This window comes from Metabacillus sp. RB-C-LZQ-3-1, from assembly GCF_058315175.1.
In genome coordinates this window covers 256,902-274,907 of sequence record NZ_JBZFLI010000002.1, presented here as the reverse complement: position 1 = coordinate 274,907, position 18,006 = coordinate 256,902, and the positions used below count along the sequence as shown (strand labels likewise).

The following is an 18,006-nucleotide window of genomic DNA, read 5'->3' as shown; positions in this document are numbered from 1 at the left end:
TTATTTGTCCTCTTCTACTTTCCTTGCTAAGTCAGTTATATAATCGAAGAACGCGTCGCGATTCACGTCATAAACAACATTGACTGGTCGTCCATCAGCTGTTTCAACTGTACGGCCTTGGCTTGGACCGTCTGTTAGTACAATGCTATGAATCGTTTGTACCTTTACAAGCTCATTTTTGCCTATAAACGCAGTTGTTAACACATCCCATAAATAGTATGTAGAATTCGTTGAAAAGTGAACAAGTGGTGGTACCATCGCATAACATTGGCCAAGAAAATCAACACCGAGATATTTGCGTTCTGCCGCCCAACGATTGCGTATATCTAAAGTTAGTGGTACTTGATTTGTGCTTTCAAGTGCTACTAAATCAATTTCTATGCTTGTATCCCATACACGCGCGGCTGCCTCCGGGTCCCAAAACACATTCCATTCAGCTGTTCCATCATGTTCAGGCTCATGCACATTTCCTGCCTCAAGGAATGTACCCCCCATCCAAACAAGTCGTTCAATTTTCTCTTCAATTTCAGGAGCTTCATCTAATGCACGAGCCAGATCTGTAAGCGGTCCTGTAAATAATAAAGTTGTTTTTCCTTCCGTTTCACAAATCGTATGTATTAAATGGAGATGTGCAGGTTTGTCTGCTACTGGTGTTACAACCTTTCCAGACTCATTTAAAATCGGCAGAGCATCAACATAAAACGCGTGCATACGCCAATCTTGCGGGAAAGGATTTTTCCCTCGAGAATTTGATTCTGCTACATCAAGACCGCCATTACCAAAACGATCAATAATTTTTCGGCTCGCAAACATTGCTGGCTCTAAATAACAATCTGCAGGAATAACCGAAACACCTGTAAGTTCAACATTGTCCATCTGAAGCAATAAAAATAATGAAATTAAATCATCTACACCGCCATCATGATTAAAGTAAATTTTCTTTTTCATCTTAATCACATTCCTTTGCTCTAATTATCCAAATATACCCAACCGTTCAAATGTATATGTATCATAAAATTCTGTCAATATATTTCCGTATAATATATCAAAATATTAATGATGGTTATCTTAAGAATTATTTTTATAAGAAGAAAACATAGTCCTGGTTCAATATTAGTATTTTATCCACTATTGGGTTTATTTGCGATACCGATTTTGTATGAATTAAAAAAAGAAAAGGACCTATATAGGCCCTTAGTCATTCTTCCATATTGAAATGCACATGAAAACTTGATAGATTTTTTCAATTTAAGAGCTAATTACTGATTTATTTTTCTATCCTTTTTATCCCTAATTAAACCAAAGCCGCTCTTTGTCATCAACATCACCATTATAGTTGATTAATATCTCATCTCCTGCTTTTATATCAGTGAAAGCATAGAAGTCAAATGTGTGATTTTCAAAATTAATTTCATACGTTGCATTAGGTTGATAAGAATGGTTAAACAACATTCCATAACCAAGCAGGATAGCCGTGTGATTTATCCCATATTCAAAAGCATAATCAGCAAGTATAGTCTTCTCTATGTGTTGATGCTGGTCATTTGAATACGCAATAACAGGTGCTTCATGTAGAAGCTCTCCTTTTTTGATATCACATGTAGCAAATACCCCTCTATTGAATTCTCCATCACTTATTTGCGATGTTTTTATCTCAATCATGTTATTCGCCTACTCACTTTTAAAATTTCTTTCTAACTATAACATTAATTTCATCATTTTTCTCTTTTTTTCGAAATGAGACATGGTTTTTGAATGACAAAAAACGGCTCAAACCCTTTAACAAATAGGATTTGAACCAATTTATATAAATTTTTCCGGTTTGGATAGTTGATATTTTACTTTTAGTTTAATGCTGACTAGTATTTCTAATGGATAATCATTACCTTATCCTCAATAAAATTTCTATCAATATCAGTCACCACCACTAATTAAATCCTATGATTTACACCTAAACTTGTAATCTATTCTTCGGTCCTTTTAATTATCCTTGCAGGATTTCCACCTATGACCACATTATCCGGTACGTCTTTTGTTACGACTGAACCTGAAGCGATAACAACATTATTTCCTATGTTAACTCCAGGGTTAATTACAGCTCTCCCTCCAATCCAAACATTATCACCGATATTTACTGGTTCCCCATATTCTGCACCTGATATTCTTTCTTTTGTATTTAGCGGGTGAGTCGCTGTATAAATGTGAACTCCTGGTGCAATCAAGCAATTATCCCCAATCCGAATCTCACAAACATCCAAAAAAACACAATCAAAATTAGCATAGAAGTTTTGACCGACGTGTATGTTATAGCCATAGTCACATCGGAACGTCGGTTCTATATATATTCTCTCCTGTGGAACCGAACAGTTTTTTTAATAATTCCGTTCTTTGGTTTTTATCTGTTTCAAGTGAGTGATTAAATAACCTTGTTAACTCTCTGGCATTCAATCTTTCTCTACATAATTCAGGGTCAGCAGCATTATAAAGTTCACCGTTTAACATTTTTTGTTTTTCTGTTTTCATTATTTACATCTCCTAATCGTCATTTTTTAAAGAAAACATGCAACTTTTCCACTTCTTGTTTTTAAGGACTATTAAAACAGGAACCCCTGTCAAACGTTAGAAAATAAGATTCAAATTCTTTAACTTTATTATGATAATTTGAGTTTGCAGTCCCATTAAAATACGTTTCATAGAACCTTTTCATAGCTTCTAAGTCTTTTACTCAGATTGCCACATGCTCTATTTTGATCTCGGTGACTCTCCTCAAATGTTGTGTTATTTTTTAGCGTTTTTCAAATTCTTGCTCGTGATTTAATATAAGAAACCCGACTAAATAACTGTGGAGTTGTTATTTTTTACGTTTATTAATTTGTTCCTATTTAATAGTAAATTTAATTTTTCAGAACCTAATAGCATAATTGCAATGAAACTTGCAATGACAAATGGGAAGATTCCAATTGTTAAGTGTGCTGCAATGAATCCAAGAAGAGGTGGCAGAAAGGTACTACCTGTATAAGCAACAGCCATTTGATAACCCATTATTGTCTGAGAATGTTTTTGTCCAAATCGTAATGGTGTTTCATGTAACATACATGGGAAAATAGGTGCTAATCCTAATCCAACCATGATAAAACCGATAAGTGAGAAAGTGGCCGGCAATGGCAGGAATAGGAGCATGGCACCAGCTAATGCAACCCATTGCCCCATCCGAATAAGGGTACGGTTACTTATTTTCAAGGTGATAAAACCTGTTATAAACCTTCCAACTGTTATTCCTGCGAAATACAAGGAAACCCATCTTGCTGCGACATCTGCGGATAATTCTTTCATATTTACCAGGTAACTGCTTCCCCATAGTCCCATCGTTGCTTCTCCGCCACAATAAAACAAGAAAGATACTAAAGCTAGTTTAACTCCCTTAATCTTCATAGGTTTTCGGTTATCCGTATCATCATCAACCAATCCGCTTTTTGTATTTTCAGGTTCATTAGTTGAGATTCCATTGCTGTTTCCTCCAACCTTATTCCATAAAGGTAAAGTGAAAAATAGAATAACAACTAATGCAAACTGAAGACCGGCGATGACTAGATACCCGCTTCTCCAAGAATGTTGCCCTGAAATAAACTGAGCCATAATGATGGGACCCAGTGTAGCTCCAACTCCCCAAAAACAATGAAGCCAACTCATGTGGTGAGCTTTATAATGTGAGGCTACATAATTGTTTAATCCCGAATCAACTGCACCTGCCCCTAATCCAAGTGGTATAGCGCAAATAAACAACCAGAAAATTGAATGGGCAAAATGAAAGCCAAGGAGTGCTCCCGATGTCATTAAACAACTGAAAAATGTAACAATACCTGTTCCGAACCGATTAAGAATTCTTCCACTAGCTAAACTGGAGACAATTGTACCAGCTGCAATCGTCATAAAAAGTAATCCGGCCGTTTCAAGCGGCGCACCATAGTCCGATTTCATCGTGGGCCACGCTACCCCCAACAATGAATCAGGTAAACCCAAGCTAATAAAAGCCAAGTAGATAATTACTAAAAAAAATGTAGCCATTATAAAACCCCGCCTTTTCGATATTAAATAATTTTTTAACTGCTAATACCGGAGATTATGAGATCAAGACCAAGACTTTGTAATCCAAATAAATAATCCTGTTTCCAATCACTCATAATAAACTCGGGAAGATGTTCTGCTGGAATATACTTTAAGCTTCGTTCAACAATTTGGTCTATGATAAATTGGTTGACTTCATCATCGCAAAAAATAATCGAATGAGGGTTTATAATTGATACAAATGAAGCTACTAACCTGCTAATGGCGTCGATCTCATATTCCTCACATATAAATGATTTCTTAGTCCAATTTCCAGTTTCTACAGCCTGCTGAAAATTTCGGTCATCATAAAGTGGAACGAATGAAACTTCACCTGTAAAATTAGTGCTGCCTCGCACAACTGCTCCATTTACCATAATTCCAGCGCCTGGACCATTTTGTCCTGAATATAAATAAATAAGTGATTTATTTTTCTTATAAGCCTTTCGATCATGAAATCCAAGTACTGCCGCATTCATATCGTTTTCTATGACAACAGGCAGTGAGAAACGTTTTTCCAAGTAACCTTTTAAATCAAAGTTTTGAAGATGCTCATACCCTGGTATATAAATAATCTGTCCATTATTAACGGAACCTGGTACACCGATTGCTATAGAATTTATTTTCGGATAATTTTCGATTAATTCTTCAACGCACTCAGTTAATAATTTTAAATTGTCATCTTTTAATGCACTTGAAGTTTTACCTGCATCCTTTATTTCTCCTAAACAGTTAAAGACGATATAATTTGTCTCTGTCCCCTCTAAAAAAATCGCCAATCCTAACATATACTCCGGATTGTATGTATACCTTTTTGCCCTTCTTCCACCACTGGAATCATCAAGTCCAACTGAAAAAAGTTCTCCGTTCTTTTCCATCTGAGTTAAGAATTTACTTATTGTAGGGAAACTAATTCCTAATTTATCGCTAAGTTCTACTTTAGTTGCACTTCCAAGCTCTAAAAGAGATTTACGAATACTGCGAAGGATTTCCGTTCTCAATGTTTTTGGAGTCGTATTCACATGGATTACCGCCTTAAAATAGAGTTATTAAAGAACTTTAATAAGTTTCGAATAAAAACACTTATCAAAAGCCTTTAATAAGTACTGAATAAAAACTTATTAAACACCTTTAATAAGTGATGTTGATACTGTATCATATACATTTTATGAAAACAATGGAGATTTTTATTCAATTGATATTGTTAATTAAAACAAATATTAAGGATATTTTTAAACTGTATTAAATACCCGCCTTAACATAAAATGCAATCAGATATCCTTATTTATTCGAGAAGTTCAAAATTTATTTCAAAAATGTTCCATAAACACAAAATATAAATAGCAGAAAGCACCCATGCAATAATAGGTCTTTTAAAGTGAATGGATAAAAGAGAAAACATTGCAAAATTAAACACTAATGACCACCACATATTCCAGCCATGATGGTAAGTTATCATCCCTAAGGATTTAGAAATTAATTCAATTACACAAAATAAAAATGTCCAAGTCAGAATGTGCAGAAGAATTTTCACTAGATTTCTTTCCTCAGGAAAAAGCGAAAGAAAAGTGAAAGCTAATATTGGAAAGGATGTAAAGGTTTTTAACAAATCAATACTCATCCTCGTAGGAAGAAGCCTTTCTTCAAAAGTATGTTCGAACCTCCACAATGGATAATCTTTAAACAAGAAGCTATATAGAAGATTTCCTACCACCATAAATAATACAGTAGGATAATATTGTTTCCAATTTTTCCATTTTCCCATTTTAATGAAATTAGTAAAAAGATTATTGGGTAAATTATCTGCATGAGTTATCACTTTTTCTTTTTTTATATATTTTCCCATATAAAAAATACTTTATTCGTCTTCATATTTATGTTGATTTTAAAATTAATAATGGGCTGTTGACGTTTATGTACAGTTATAGGATAGTTTGGAACAACAAAAAAGCGGGCATAAATTCTGATTTATAGTGATTGCGGAAATGTGCCCGATGTTGAATAATACCTATTTTTCCGAAAAAATAATTTATATTTTTGCCTTTTGCATATTTGAAAATGAAATTTAACATGTTCATTTTGTAAAAGGTTATAAATTTTGAACACATATCTGCTTTTAAAAGGCAAAGAATAACAATGACCTAAATGCAATTTGATAAACAACTAGAGAACCAGGACGTGGAAATTATGGATTTTTTTAGCGGTCAAGAATCGCTTAACGCCGTACAATGGAGCTTAAGAGCAATTATTGGTTTCTTCTTTTTAGTAATCGTAGCTAAACTAATGGGACAAAGATCAATTTCACAGTTAAGATTTCTGGATTTTGTTATGGCGTTACTAATAGGAAACATTATTGCCCATCCTTTGTCAGATGAACAGTTAGGGTTAAAAGGTTCTATGATTACCATGAGCGTACTAGTCATTTTATACCTTACAGGGGTATATTTGAGTCTAAGGTGGAATCTACTACGAAAAATTTTTGATCCTGATCCCATACCACTAATTGAATATGGAAAAATTAATTTCAAAAATTTAAATAAAGCTAGAATATCAATTGATATTCTTTTATCTGAACTGCGGAAGGAGAAAACTGAAGATATTCAAAAAGTAGCGCTAGCATTATGGGAACCTGGAGGTAGCATCTCCGTATTCCCTTATCCTCAACACATGCCGATCACTCATTCTAATTTCAATTCAACAATAAAACCGTTTGATTTTCCTAAAATCATTATTAAAGAACAAAAGATCTATTACAATGAGTTAAGACAACTTGGAAAAGACGAACAATGGCTATTAAATAAAATTAAAACAACATATAACGTAAATGTAAGCGATATATTACTTGCCACTATTGATCGTAATGAAGACATTAAACTATTTTTGTATCATTAACTTTAAAAAACATCTAATTTTTCAACAAAATCCTGCCCAATTGTGAATGAATGGACCCATTTAAGTTAGTATGTTCACTTATATTTTTAATTCTAATAAATAATAAAGCCGATAACCTACTAAATTTCAGTATTTTATCGGCATTTAATATTCTCCATTTTGCCTCAATACAATGAGGACCTACTTAAGACTCATTGTACCTCCGCGAAATATGATTATTTTTTTGAAAGGATAAGCTCCCTTTCATCAGGAATTAATTCGGACACCATATTATTAATAGCACTAAACAAAGCTTTTACAGATGAAGTCATAATATCTACGTCAATCCCACAGCCCCAATATACTGTACCATCAATTGCCGTAATCCCTACATAAGATACAGCCTTTGATCCAGAACCTATTTCTAACGCATGCTCTTTATAGACTAAATCTTTAAATTGGATACCTAATTGGGTTTGAAGAACGTTGCTTATAGCATCTAGTCGCCCATTCCCCGTACCGATAAACTCATGTTTTTCATTATTCATTCGAATCGAAACGATCGTTTCATATTGGTCATTTGCAGTAAAGTTGTAATCGATAAACTCGACAGGTGTATTTATATTTACATATTCATTCATGAAAATATCATAAATTTCATTAGGCATAAGCTCCTTGTGCTTGCGATCCGAAACATTTTTAACGCTATATCCAAAGTTTTCACGCATTTTAGCAGGCAAGTCAAGTCCATATTTTTGCTGAAGTATATAACCGATACCGCCCTTGCCTGATTGGCTGTTAATTCGGATAATATCCCCTTCATATTCTCTGCCAATATCCATTGGATCAATTAATAAATAAGGTACGGACCAATGTGGACTATCTTTTTCTTCACGCCATTTCATTCCTTTGGCAATGGCATCTTGATGGGATCCGGAAAATGCAGTAAATACAAGTTCGCCTCCATAAGGGTGTCTTTCGTGAACTGTCATTCTTGTCAACTTTTCATAAACGGAAATAATTTTAGGGATATGATCAAAATTCAGCTTTGCATCGACTCCATGTGAATACATGTTTAATGCAAGTGTAACTATGTCTACATTACCTGTTCTTTCCCCATTTCCAAACAATGTTCCTTCGACTCTCTGTGCTCCGGCAAGCATTCCAAGCTCTGCGTCTGCAACCCCGGTTCCTCTGTCATTGTGAGGATGGATTGAAAGGATCACATTGTCCCGGAATTTAAGATGATCGCTCATATATTCAATTTGACTCGCATAAACGTGAGGCATTGACATCGAGACAGTAGCAGGGAGATTGATAATTACCTTATTATTAGCTGTAGGCTGCCATACATCAAGAACCGAGTTGCAAATCTCAAGCGCGAACTCCATTTCAGTTCCTGTAAAGCTCTCTGGGGAATACTGAAATTGGAAGTTCCCTTCTGTTTCAGCAGAATATTTCTTCAGCATTTTTGCTCCAGTTACGGCAATGTCAATAATTTGTTCTTTCGATTTCTTGAATACTTGCTCTCGCTGCGCGGCAGATGTCGAGTTGTATAGGTGAACCACCGCTTTATTTACACCTTCCAGAGCTTCAAAGGTTTTACGTATAATATGCTCTCTTGACTGTGTTAGCACTTGAATTGTCACATCGTCCGGAATTAAATCTTGTTCAATCAATGCACGTAAAAAAGCATATTCTGTTTCCGATGCAGCTGGAAAACCAACTTCTATTTCCTTAAAACCTACTTGTAAAAGTAATTGAAAATATTCTAATTTTTCTTCCAGGCTCATCGGGACGACCAAAGCCTGGTTTCCATCGCGAAGATCCACACTACACCACGTAGGAGCTTCGGTAATATACTCCTTCTCAGTCCATTTTAGACTTTTTACTGGGGGCATAAAGTAACCTCTAGAATACTTTTCAATATTTTTCATTTTGACTTCCACCTTTTCCATCATAGTTATTGTTTCGTTAAAAATATAAAAAGCCTATCATCTCATAAGAGACGACAGGCTTTGCCTACGTGGTACCACTCTTTTTGATTCATTTTAATAAATAAAATGAACCCACTTAAAGACTTTATTACGGTAGTCAACCGTTAAGACCTACATATATCAGTCCTACCACTCCTGGGCGAGTTGGGGAATTAATTGACTGTCTTTCACCAGCCGACAGCTCTCTAAACAATTAGTATTCCTTAATACTCCCGATCACAGCGTTTTATTATTGGATTTATCTGATTTTTCTAATCTTATAATGAATTTAGAAAATTTTCAACCCTTAAATGTTAATTTTGAACAATTTAATTTACATTTAGATGTTCATTACTCGTGTTTTTCTCTTTAAAGGTCGAGAATTATGTGTTATTCTCATCTCCTTTAAATCCATTTCTTTTATTTTCAGCACCTTTAAAGAGATACCTTATACCTTTTCCAGCTAAAGGTTCATCTCTATATCTAGGTAATACATGAAAATGAGCATGGAAAATATGCTGACCCGCTATTTCTCCGCAATTCCAGCCAAGATTATAGCCTTGAGGTTTATATTTTTTATCAATATATTTTTTCACTTCTTTTAGTAGAGAAAAGGTAGCTCCCCACTCCTCAGCTGTTAATTCAAAAACTGTTTCTCTATGACTTTTGGGAACAATGACTCCAGCCCCTTCAAGTTGACTGCCCCTTACCTGTGCTTCAATTAATTGAAGAAACATACATTGTTCGTTACTAAACACAATATTTTGGTTTGATTCAAGCTCAGGGTTACAGAACACACATGAATTCAAATTAACTCCTCCCATTATTTAGTACAAGAATGATCCTTATAAATTCGTTTATAAAATGTGGATTTACTTTAACATGTCAAGATGTGAACCTCGAGGAAAATAAAAATCTTTTAATAGTATTTTATTAGCTATTCTTTTATAAAAAAACGTTTTATGGTATAGCTATGATGAGGGGGTGAATGTATTGTTTATTAAACTTACTAAGGAACAGCAGCAATTAATGATTTCTGATATTCAAGAATTCTTTTCTCAAGAGCGAGAAGAGGAGATATCTGAGTTTGCAGCTGAACGAGTACTTGATTTTGTGAAGGAGTCACTTGCACCACATTTTTATAATGCAGGAGTATTGGATGCAAAGCATGTTGTTGATCAGCAGTTCTCTTCTTTAGAGGATGAAATTCTAACTCTAGAACGTCCAATTAATAGATAAGCGTTCATACATACTGCTAGGAGGAGGTTCATGTAAACCTCCTCCTAGCAAATCATTCTTAAACCTTAAACTGCTGTTTACTATTGAAAAATGTTTTGTATCCAAGGGTTGTAAACACCATAACTGTTAAAGCCACACTTCCTGTGATACCTAAAAGAATAGCAATTTGATATTCTATTGCGATGATCGGATCAATTCCAGCTAATATTTGCCCTGTCATCATCCCAGGTAAAAACACAATTCCCATTCCTACCATGTTGTTAATTGTTGGAAGAATAGCCGAATCAAAAGCAGAGTTTACAACAGATTTTGTTGCAGCTTCTGGTGTTGCACCAAGCATGAGAGCTCCCTCAATAAGATGTTTTTGCTTCTGCATCCCATCAACGAGATTTTTCACACCAAGTGTGATCCCTGTCATTGAATTACCAATGATCATCCCTGCAATTGGGATTAAATAATGAGGTTCATACCATGGTTGGAAATGAATGACCACAACATTGAAATAGAATAAGGTTACTAGGGAACCAACTATCATGGACAACGCAACTATTCGCTTTAATTTTTTTGATAATTTTGTGCCTACCTGTTTATATGTATTAAATATCGCGAAGGTCAACATAAACAATACGATAAATGTAATAAGAAAAGGGTTCGGCTCTTTAAAAATATATGTAAGAATATATCCGACAAGCACTAATTGAATTGTCATTCTAGCAGTTGATACGACAATTCGAATTTCTCTATTTAATCCACGCCACTTCACAAATACAATTAATAGAAGAATAAATAAATATCCTGCCGCAAGTCTCCATAGTTCAATATCTCTTATTACACTAACCATTATCCTTCACCTCATGCTTTACTATGGTCACTTTATTTTCACCGTAGGTTGAGATGAGCTCGTTTGAATGGGAAATAAAAACAACGGTTTTCTTTCTCTCTTTCATAATTGAAAAAAAATTCTTCATAACTTTTTCTTCTGTTTCTTTATCCAAAGCAGATGTTGGCTCGTCTAACAAATAGACCTCTGCATCCATGAGAAATACTCGCGCAAGAGCGAGTCGTTGCTTTTCTCCCCCTGATAATGTCTGAGCCTCTTCGTCTAACTCCTTTTGTAAAGAGACCAGATGTAATGCATTTAACAATTCCTTATCTGGTTTTTCATCTTTCCCAGAGAATACTAGTCCGATATTCAAATTATCTCTTACAGTTCCTTCAAAAATAGTAGGTTGCTGTTCAAGCATAATCACACGTCTTCGATGATGAATCGGATCTATTTCTCTTACATTCTCACCACTATAATAAATTTCGCCTTGGTCTGGCGAGATCATAATGTTCAACATTTTCATTAACGTAGACTTTCCTGCACCACTCTCACCGACAAAACAAGTGATTTTCCCCATTGGTATATGTAGAGAACGTATAGTTAAAATATCTTTATATGTTACGTCCTTTAACTCAAACATAAAACTCCTCCTCACATTTCTATACCCTATCATAGCGATTTTGGTTATATGATAAAAGGAAAATCTTTGAAAAGCACTAAATTTTCGATTTCAGAGAAGAGCAAAAAACACCTACAAATTCGGTTATTCCCATCTGTAGATGTTTTTACCTTAGCTTATTCTTTAATAATCTTCAATCAAATCAATGTCCATATAAGCAGGAACGACTAACCCTGTTATAGCTCCTTTAAGGTTTACATATATATCCTTTAACCTACTAAAATTTCATGTAATGTTTTATCAAGATTATCATAAGTAAATATAAATCCTTCTTTTTCAAGTCTCTCTGGTAAAACCCAACGACTTTTTAACACCAGCTCAGTTTCTGTACGAATAAGGATTGACCCTAGTTCAAGCATCCATTTAGGTGCAGGAAGGCCAAAAGGAATATTCATGATCGTTCGAAGTTTTTTCATTAGCTCTTGGTTGCTAACAGGGTGCGGAGCTGAGCAGTTAAACACACCTTTAAGATCTTGTCTATCTTGTAAAAATAGGACAATTCGAAATAGATCTTCTACATGGACCCAACTGAATTTTTGATGACCATTTCCCTGAATACCGCCTAAGCCAAATTTGACTAAATTTCGATATGGAGTCATAACTCCTCCATTCTTTCCTAAAACAATCGCAATACGCAAGGCTATTTGCCTTGTATTTGGCAGGTTAAATGAAAAGAACACCTCTTCCCATGCAGTAGCGACATCTACTGAAAAACCTGTTCCAATTTCTCCATCCTCCTCTGTCATCGGCCTGTCCTCAGCGTGACGATAGATTGTAGCCGTGCTTGAATTAATCCACATTTTAGGTGGTACTGTACACTTTTTAATTGCTTTTCCTAACTTTTTAGTCGTTTGTAATCTTGAGTTCATAATTTCTTGCTTATTTTTCTCGTTATACCGACAGTTTACTGATCTTCCCGCAAGGTTTATAAGCATCTCCGCATGATTTAATGCCTCAACTATTCCTTTTTCATTCTCCCAAGAAACATGCTGTGGTCGTCTTGAAATGATCACTACTTCATATCCTCGTTCAAGAAATTTCTTTTTCAAAAATTGTCCTATGAAACCTGTTCCTCCAGCTAACACAACTTTTTTCTTCATTTTCCCCCTCCTTCAAACATCCCTTTTTAGCTAAAGTTTACCATATGTTTGTGAAAGGGGTATATGAAGTGAACGAAATTATCCTTTTAAATAATAAGATGTCTTTTTATGAATTTCTAGTCTTCTTCCTCTTACGCGATACCATTCTTGACAAAGGAAATAAACAAGCCCAAGATCAATCACATCTCCACCATAATACATAAGCATCGCTCCTAATTCGGCTTCTTTCTGGGAAACTCCTAGAGGTGGATGTGCATACATGTATTTTGACAGTAATCCATGAGCTGCAATGGCTAAAATTAATACTATGGCCCGATATGTAAACGACCTTTTATGTGCTGTTGGATCCATACATAGAATAGAAAAAGTAAAAGCAAAGCCTGCTAAAAACATATGGAGGTGGATGAGACTGGCTAAAATGAAATGATCATGCATCAACGGGAAGAGTTCTGTCTTATAAAGGACCACTAACCCGCCAATATTTAAGACCGCTGTTACAGTTGGATCAGAAAGTACCTTAAATGGCCAACTTTTTAACACTGTTGTTAACCTGCGAGCATACTTCACTGGCAGAATGTTAAAAAGCAGAGTCATTGGTCTAGCCAATACAAGAAGAAGTGGTGCAAGCATTCCTATCAGAATATGACCAATCATATGAAATAAAAAATGATGGAGAGCTTGATCTGCTATTGGTCCAACAAATGTCGAACCAATACATGCCCATCCGAGTAACCATAAGCAACATCGGATGATCGGCCATCTCTTCCCCTTCTGATATAATAAGATGGTTGCGACTAAATATCCTGCAACCATGATGAATAGAAATAGTAAAAATAAATGGCTAATATGAAAAACACTATCTTGATGAGAATTATTGATCATGTGTCATTTTACCTCTATTTAGCTTTTCTTGTTCTTTAGAATGATAGACAAGAAAAATTCCTAATATGAGCAATATTAGAGCGATCGCATTCCATACCACATCATAAACGATCACGGAATCAACATACCTAATTTGATGAATTTTCATAAGCTTGTGCTGAATCGTTCCATCATAAAGCTGAAAGCTGCCTGATCCGATCAAGGAACCTCCCCACCACCTTTTTATCGAAAACTGCCCTTTACGACGTAGATCAGCGAACATAAATAAGCCCATCACTGTAGCAAACCAGCTAAAAGCATGAAAAAGCCCATCTGAAATTAATCCAATATCTGTTGTTGATTGATCATAAAAATGGTGCCAATGTAATAATTGATGAAATACAGTTTCATCTATAAATGCGACAAACCCGATTCCAAAAAAGACTCCTGCCCAAATGTTTCTATTTCGATTCAAATTGGAACCCCCCAAAAAATAGATAACGATATTAAAGTATAGACGCAATGTTTAGCTTCCTATACTAGTGATAAAAACATAACAAATAGACTAAACTCAGGTTTGATCGAGTTTAGCCTTATTCATTATATATTCAACGTGCTTCTTGCATATATTTCATCCATTTTTTTAATCTGTATCCACATATTATATACCCTATGGCTGAGATGAAGGTTAACCCGCATGATAATTTCCACATTATAGCATGAGAAGAAGCAATACCAAATCCAATGCCAATTAAGCCGACTAAAACAAGTTGAAAGCAGTGCTTTTTATTATTTTCAAGCATAGTAAATTGAAAATGTCTTCTTTGTTCGGTTTCTTTTAGCATTTCGTACTTTTTAGGTAATTGAAGGAACTCGGTTGCAGAATGAATGATTTTAAATAATGGTTGAGACTGGGCCCAATGCCATATAAAAGACCATTTATTCCTACCTTGCGTTTGCAACCATTTCATAAAAACAGGCTTACCAAGCTCTAATAATTCGTGATCAGGCGCTAATTGTCGTATATTTCCCTCAATGGTGACAACTGATCGCCCTAAAAATACGAATCTAGTTGGAACTTGAATTGGTAACGCCTGTATTAGATCATTCATTTCGAGTTTCAATGCTAGTAAGTCAGCTTCCTTTAGTTGAGTTGGATCAAAGGACACCAGTTCAGCTAACAATCTTTCTATCGTTCCAGAATCTGTCTGGGAATGTAAAAACTCTAAATGGTACAGGCTCTCTACTGCTTTTGGATAATCTTTAGCAAGTAAACTGCCTATTAAATTCTGAAAGTAAGTGGCGTCCTTTTTGGAAATCTCTCCAACCATGCCAAAATCTAATAATATGACTTTACCATCTGCTGAAAAAAGAATATTTCCTGGATGAGGGTCAGCATGAAACATTCCTGGCTCTAACCATTGAGGAAGAAAAACACTCATCAATCTTTTAGCAAGCTCCTCTCGGCTAAAGGGGAGCTGATCAATTTGGTGCTCATTCGTGATCCTTATTCCCTCTATCCATTCCATGACAAGAATTTTCGGTGTACACAATTCCGTGTAAACAGATGGTATTTTTACAATATCAGTGGATTGATAGCGTTCCTTAAAGTGTAAAAGAGTCTTCATTTCCTTTTGAAAGTCTAATTCTTGTTCGATCACCTGTTTTAATTCTTTGAATAACACATTAAAATGAATAAAACCCTTTGGTACTGGCACAAATCGGTCAGCAAACCATATAATGATCCCTAAAGTTCGAAAGTCTGTTTGAATGATCGACTGAATATGGGGCCGCTGTACTTTAATCGCAACAGCTGTACCATCCTTTAAAACTCCTTTATACACCTCTCCTATTGATGCTGAAGCGATGGAATGCTTCTCAATCGAATGTAAATGGAACGCTGGCTTTTCTCCCCATTCGTTTTCAAGCTGTTTTTCGATTTCATTCCAATTCGAAGGTGGAACCTTGTCAGTTAAATCCTGTATTTGATTGATAAAACCGGAAGGAAGTAAATCAGAACGGATACTCAATATTTGCCCAATTTTAATTAGTAAGCCCTCTAATTCAAATAACGTTTTACGAAATTTCTTTCCGATCTCAATCCATAATTTTTCCCACTCAGCTTCTGGCTTTTTGCTTAATTTGTACCAATAGATTTTGAGAAATATTGAAAAAAATAGTGATAGAACCTTGTACATACGTTTCCATTTACTTTTCACTGCCATCATAATACCTCATTTTTCAAGATTCAAAGAAATAGACATGATTTCTAGATATTTTGTTTCATTCCTAATTTGATATGAACGTCACTACATTTATTCAGGGGAAACTAGATTTGCAAAGCTCCACGATTTTCCACCGTCTAAGGAAGTAAATCGCGCCATTACTTTACCACCTTGAAAATCACCGCTTGGACCTTGATTGACTAAAAGAGCTCCGTGTTGTCCATCAAAGACAGGCATCTGAGCTTCGATAAATATTTCCTGATATTCGGGTGGAATTGGAATCTTTACCTCACTCCAACTAGCACCGCCATCTTCTGTTCTGAATAAATAAGGTCTTGGCGGTTTATCCATCACATTTATACTTCCAAATGAAAGGAACCCAAGTTGATGATCAATGAAGCCTCCATCTGTTACAAACTTGTAAACATCTGGTACTGAACTCACCTTTTTCCATATCGTTCCGCCGTCTGATGTAATAAACACTTCATGTGCTTCATATCTCATCGTGCGATCACCTGTTAAAATAAGATATCCATTTTGATCTGATGAATAGCCAAGTAATCGAAGTCTCACAAAAGGTAGAGCTGAAGGAATTACACTTTCCTGCCAAGTCTTACCTTGATCAATTGAAGAAATAACTTTTACAATTCCATTACTTAGATTATTATTTTCCTCAATAAGAGTAAAAGCTGTTCGTTCTGGATCAATTTGATAACTACCTGAAATTAATTGATTATTAGATCCGTTATAATCTCCAGCAAATAGCTCGTCAACATTTACAGGGACATCAATCCATTCCTTTCCGTTATTATAGGTGATTCGCAACTTGTCACCTTCAATCATATATTGATTTTTATCACTTTTAACATCGATTCCAGCTTCTTTTTGAAAGTGATTTTTTAAAGGTGCTAAGCCTGATATAGACTTATCTGTTTCCTCAATACTAATCAACGTATATTCATTTGTAGAAGTTTTCTTTATTCTCATTGTCCACTGTATATCATGTATTGTGCCATCTTTATCCTTATTACCCCAATTATGATAAATACTCCACCATTCGGATGATGGTTTTACCCAAAATGAAACTGCAATAGCGAATTCGTTAGTATCTCCAGCAAGGGGTTGAAACTTGTTAAACCTTACATCCTCCAGTCTCTCCCAACGAGGAGTTTGACTTTCCTTATAAGGCATTACCAATTCAAACCAAAATTTATAAGCAATATCTTCTAAGTCAACATCATCGTGGTTTATTGAAAGGGTTAGTGGCAATTTGTGTTGATAATTTACTTTATATGTATTTAAAAAAATCAAACTACCAACTAAGAAAATCAAAAATGCGAAAAAAGGAATAAACACCTTATAACATTTATTAGCTTTTTTCATAACTTCTCCTATTTTTCTCTAGAAAACTTTTTTTATCTTAAACATCTAAATTATACCATTTATTAGCAGATATGATTTGAAATTTATTTTTTTAGTGATGTTAGCCTTTTCATCACAATTTCACGTTAAGAAATAAACAAACATCTTTTCAAAGAACAAAAAAAGGATTAAGATAGGTCTATGAAATGGCAAAGGGGTGAGTTCATTGAAACATCGTTTGCTACTTAAATCTTTTTTCTTGCTATTGATCTTCATATCTAGCATACATCTTGTTTCAATGTCGCAAGTCCATCATCCTATTAGTCTTGGTAAGGTATTCGCCATAGAAAATGACGCAGCATTTGGATTGACAACATTTGAAGAGGAAGATCATAAGCATTTCGATTTATTTAGCGCAGCACCAGAAATTGAATATACACTACTGATCGCGATAACATTATTGCTTTTTGGCTATTTTTCTATTCGGAAACAACGGTTTAGACAATTCCTGTATGCTGTTTATTATCAATCATCTTATTTTTCAAAAAATCATTTATATCAATCATCCCCTAATAAATAAATTTTTTAAATTGGAGGTTATATAAATGATGTTTGTCGTAAGAATGATTCCAATCGTGTTGTTTTCAGTTACAGCCTTAAGTTTATTTACGTATCAAGGTATTGAAATTGTTCACGCGTTTACAGATTATTTTCAAAAAAAATAACGAAAATAAGGGCTGATCCAAATATAATGGATCAGCCC

At 34.9% G+C, this 18,006-nt stretch carries 17 protein-coding genes, 1 pseudogene and 1 other annotated feature; of the genes and pseudogenes, 3 read left to right on the top strand and 15 right to left on the bottom strand.

The features are described 5' to 3' along the window. The 6 genes and pseudogenes from AC4GZ8_RS04700 to AC4GZ8_RS04675 all read right to left on the bottom strand — a co-directional run bounded on the left by AC4GZ8_RS04700 (position 1) and on the right by AC4GZ8_RS04675 (position 5,869). The gene (locus AC4GZ8_RS04700; RefSeq protein WP_491080651.1) at positions 1-948 is read right to left on the bottom strand and encodes a nucleoside hydrolase; all 948 of its coding nucleotides are present in this window, start codon (positions 946-948) and stop codon (positions 1-3) included. 342 nt (positions 949-1,290) lie between these two features. Further along, entirely contained in the window at positions 1,291-1,662 is a 372-nt protein-coding gene (locus AC4GZ8_RS04695; RefSeq protein WP_491080650.1) for an SET domain-containing protein, read from the bottom strand. Between the two features lie 302 nt (positions 1,663-1,964). Then, positions 1,965-2,523 (bottom strand): annotated as a pseudogene (gene maa / locus AC4GZ8_RS04690) (maltose O-acetyltransferase). Positions 2,524-2,832: 309 nt separating this feature from the next. After that, complete coding sequence (locus tag AC4GZ8_RS04685) at positions 2,833-4,065, bottom strand: MFS transporter (protein ID WP_491080649.1); 1,233 nt, start codon at positions 4,063-4,065, stop codon at positions 2,833-2,835. A 35-nt stretch (positions 4,066-4,100) separates the two neighbouring features. Continuing rightward, positions 4,101-5,126, bottom strand: a complete 1,026-nt coding sequence (locus AC4GZ8_RS04680; RefSeq protein WP_491080648.1) for an ROK family transcriptional regulator — start codon at positions 5,124-5,126, stop codon at positions 4,101-4,103. A gap of 263 nt (positions 5,127-5,389) precedes the next feature. Next, a complete protein-coding gene (locus AC4GZ8_RS04675) occupies positions 5,390-5,869 on the bottom strand; it encodes a CBO0543 family protein (RefSeq protein WP_491080861.1) in 480 nt (159 codons plus the stop codon). A gap of 422 nt (positions 5,870-6,291) precedes the next feature. On the opposite strand from AC4GZ8_RS04675, the gene AC4GZ8_RS04670 reads away from it, so the two are divergent. Further along, positions 6,292-6,996: a DUF421 domain-containing protein gene (locus AC4GZ8_RS04670; RefSeq protein WP_491080860.1), complete on the top strand. Its 705-nt coding sequence runs from the start codon at positions 6,292-6,294 to the stop codon at positions 6,994-6,996. Positions 6,997-7,211: 215 nt separating this feature from the next. On the opposite strand, the gene AC4GZ8_RS04665 is transcribed toward AC4GZ8_RS04670, so the two are convergent. Both AC4GZ8_RS04665 and AC4GZ8_RS04660 read right to left on the bottom strand, forming a co-directional pair. Further along, on the bottom strand, positions 7,212-8,912 hold the full coding sequence (locus AC4GZ8_RS04665) for a 2-isopropylmalate synthase (protein WP_491080647.1): 1,701 nt from the start codon (positions 8,910-8,912) through the stop codon (positions 7,212-7,214). A gap of 64 nt (positions 8,913-8,976) precedes the next feature. Further along, positions 8,977-9,201: a binding site (T-box leader), on the bottom strand. Positions 9,202-9,334: 133 nt separating this feature from the next. Beyond that, positions 9,335-9,760 (bottom strand): HIT family protein, encoded by a 426-nt coding sequence (locus tag AC4GZ8_RS04660; RefSeq protein WP_491080646.1) that lies wholly within the window; start codon positions 9,758-9,760, stop codon positions 9,335-9,337. A 184-nt stretch (positions 9,761-9,944) separates the two neighbouring features. On the opposite strand from AC4GZ8_RS04660, the gene AC4GZ8_RS04655 reads away from it, so the two are divergent. Then, complete coding sequence (locus tag AC4GZ8_RS04655) at positions 9,945-10,190, top strand: DUF2164 domain-containing protein (protein ID WP_491080645.1); 246 nt, start codon at positions 9,945-9,947, stop codon at positions 10,188-10,190. Between the two features lie 58 nt (positions 10,191-10,248). Here the strand turns inward: AC4GZ8_RS04655 and AC4GZ8_RS04650 are convergent, their stop codons facing one another. The 7 genes from AC4GZ8_RS04650 to AC4GZ8_RS04620 form a co-directional block, all read right to left on the bottom strand. Then, positions 10,249-11,031, bottom strand: coding sequence for an ABC transporter permease (locus AC4GZ8_RS04650; protein WP_491080644.1), 783 nt, complete (start codon positions 11,029-11,031; stop codon positions 10,249-10,251). Then, positions 11,024-11,656, bottom strand: coding sequence for an ABC transporter ATP-binding protein (locus AC4GZ8_RS04645; RefSeq protein WP_491080643.1), 633 nt, complete (start codon positions 11,654-11,656; stop codon positions 11,024-11,026). Before AC4GZ8_RS04645 ends, AC4GZ8_RS04650 begins: the two co-directional genes overlap by 8 nt. 248 nt (positions 11,657-11,904) lie before the next feature. Further along, positions 11,905-12,795, bottom strand: a complete 891-nt coding sequence (locus AC4GZ8_RS04640) for a TIGR01777 family oxidoreductase (protein WP_491080642.1) — start codon at positions 12,793-12,795, stop codon at positions 11,905-11,907. Between the two features lie 78 nt (positions 12,796-12,873). Then, positions 12,874-13,677 carry a cytochrome c oxidase assembly protein gene (locus AC4GZ8_RS04635; protein ID WP_491080641.1) on the bottom strand — a complete coding sequence of 268 codons (804 nt, stop codon included), beginning with the start codon at positions 13,675-13,677 and terminating at the stop codon, positions 12,874-12,876. Continuing rightward, positions 13,667-14,161, bottom strand: coding sequence for a DUF2243 domain-containing protein (locus tag AC4GZ8_RS04630; protein ID WP_491080859.1), 495 nt, complete (start codon positions 14,159-14,161; stop codon positions 13,667-13,669). Before AC4GZ8_RS04630 ends, AC4GZ8_RS04635 begins: the two co-directional genes overlap by 11 nt. 103 nt (positions 14,162-14,264) lie before the next feature. Further along, a complete protein-coding gene (locus tag AC4GZ8_RS04625; RefSeq protein WP_491080640.1) occupies positions 14,265-15,881 on the bottom strand; it encodes an ABC1 kinase family protein in 1,617 nt (538 codons plus the stop codon). 90 nt (positions 15,882-15,971) lie between these two features. Beyond that, positions 15,972-17,264 carry a WD40/YVTN/BNR-like repeat-containing protein gene (locus AC4GZ8_RS04620; protein WP_491080639.1) on the bottom strand — a complete coding sequence of 431 codons (1,293 nt, stop codon included), beginning with the start codon at positions 17,262-17,264 and terminating at the stop codon, positions 15,972-15,974. 205 nt (positions 17,265-17,469) lie between these two features. Here AC4GZ8_RS04620 and AC4GZ8_RS04615 point away from each other — a divergent pair, with 205 nt between their 5' ends. Beyond that, positions 17,470-17,823, top strand: a complete 354-nt coding sequence (locus AC4GZ8_RS04615; RefSeq protein ID WP_491080638.1) for a hypothetical protein — start codon at positions 17,470-17,472, stop codon at positions 17,821-17,823. Positions 17,824-18,006 lie beyond the last annotated feature (183 nt).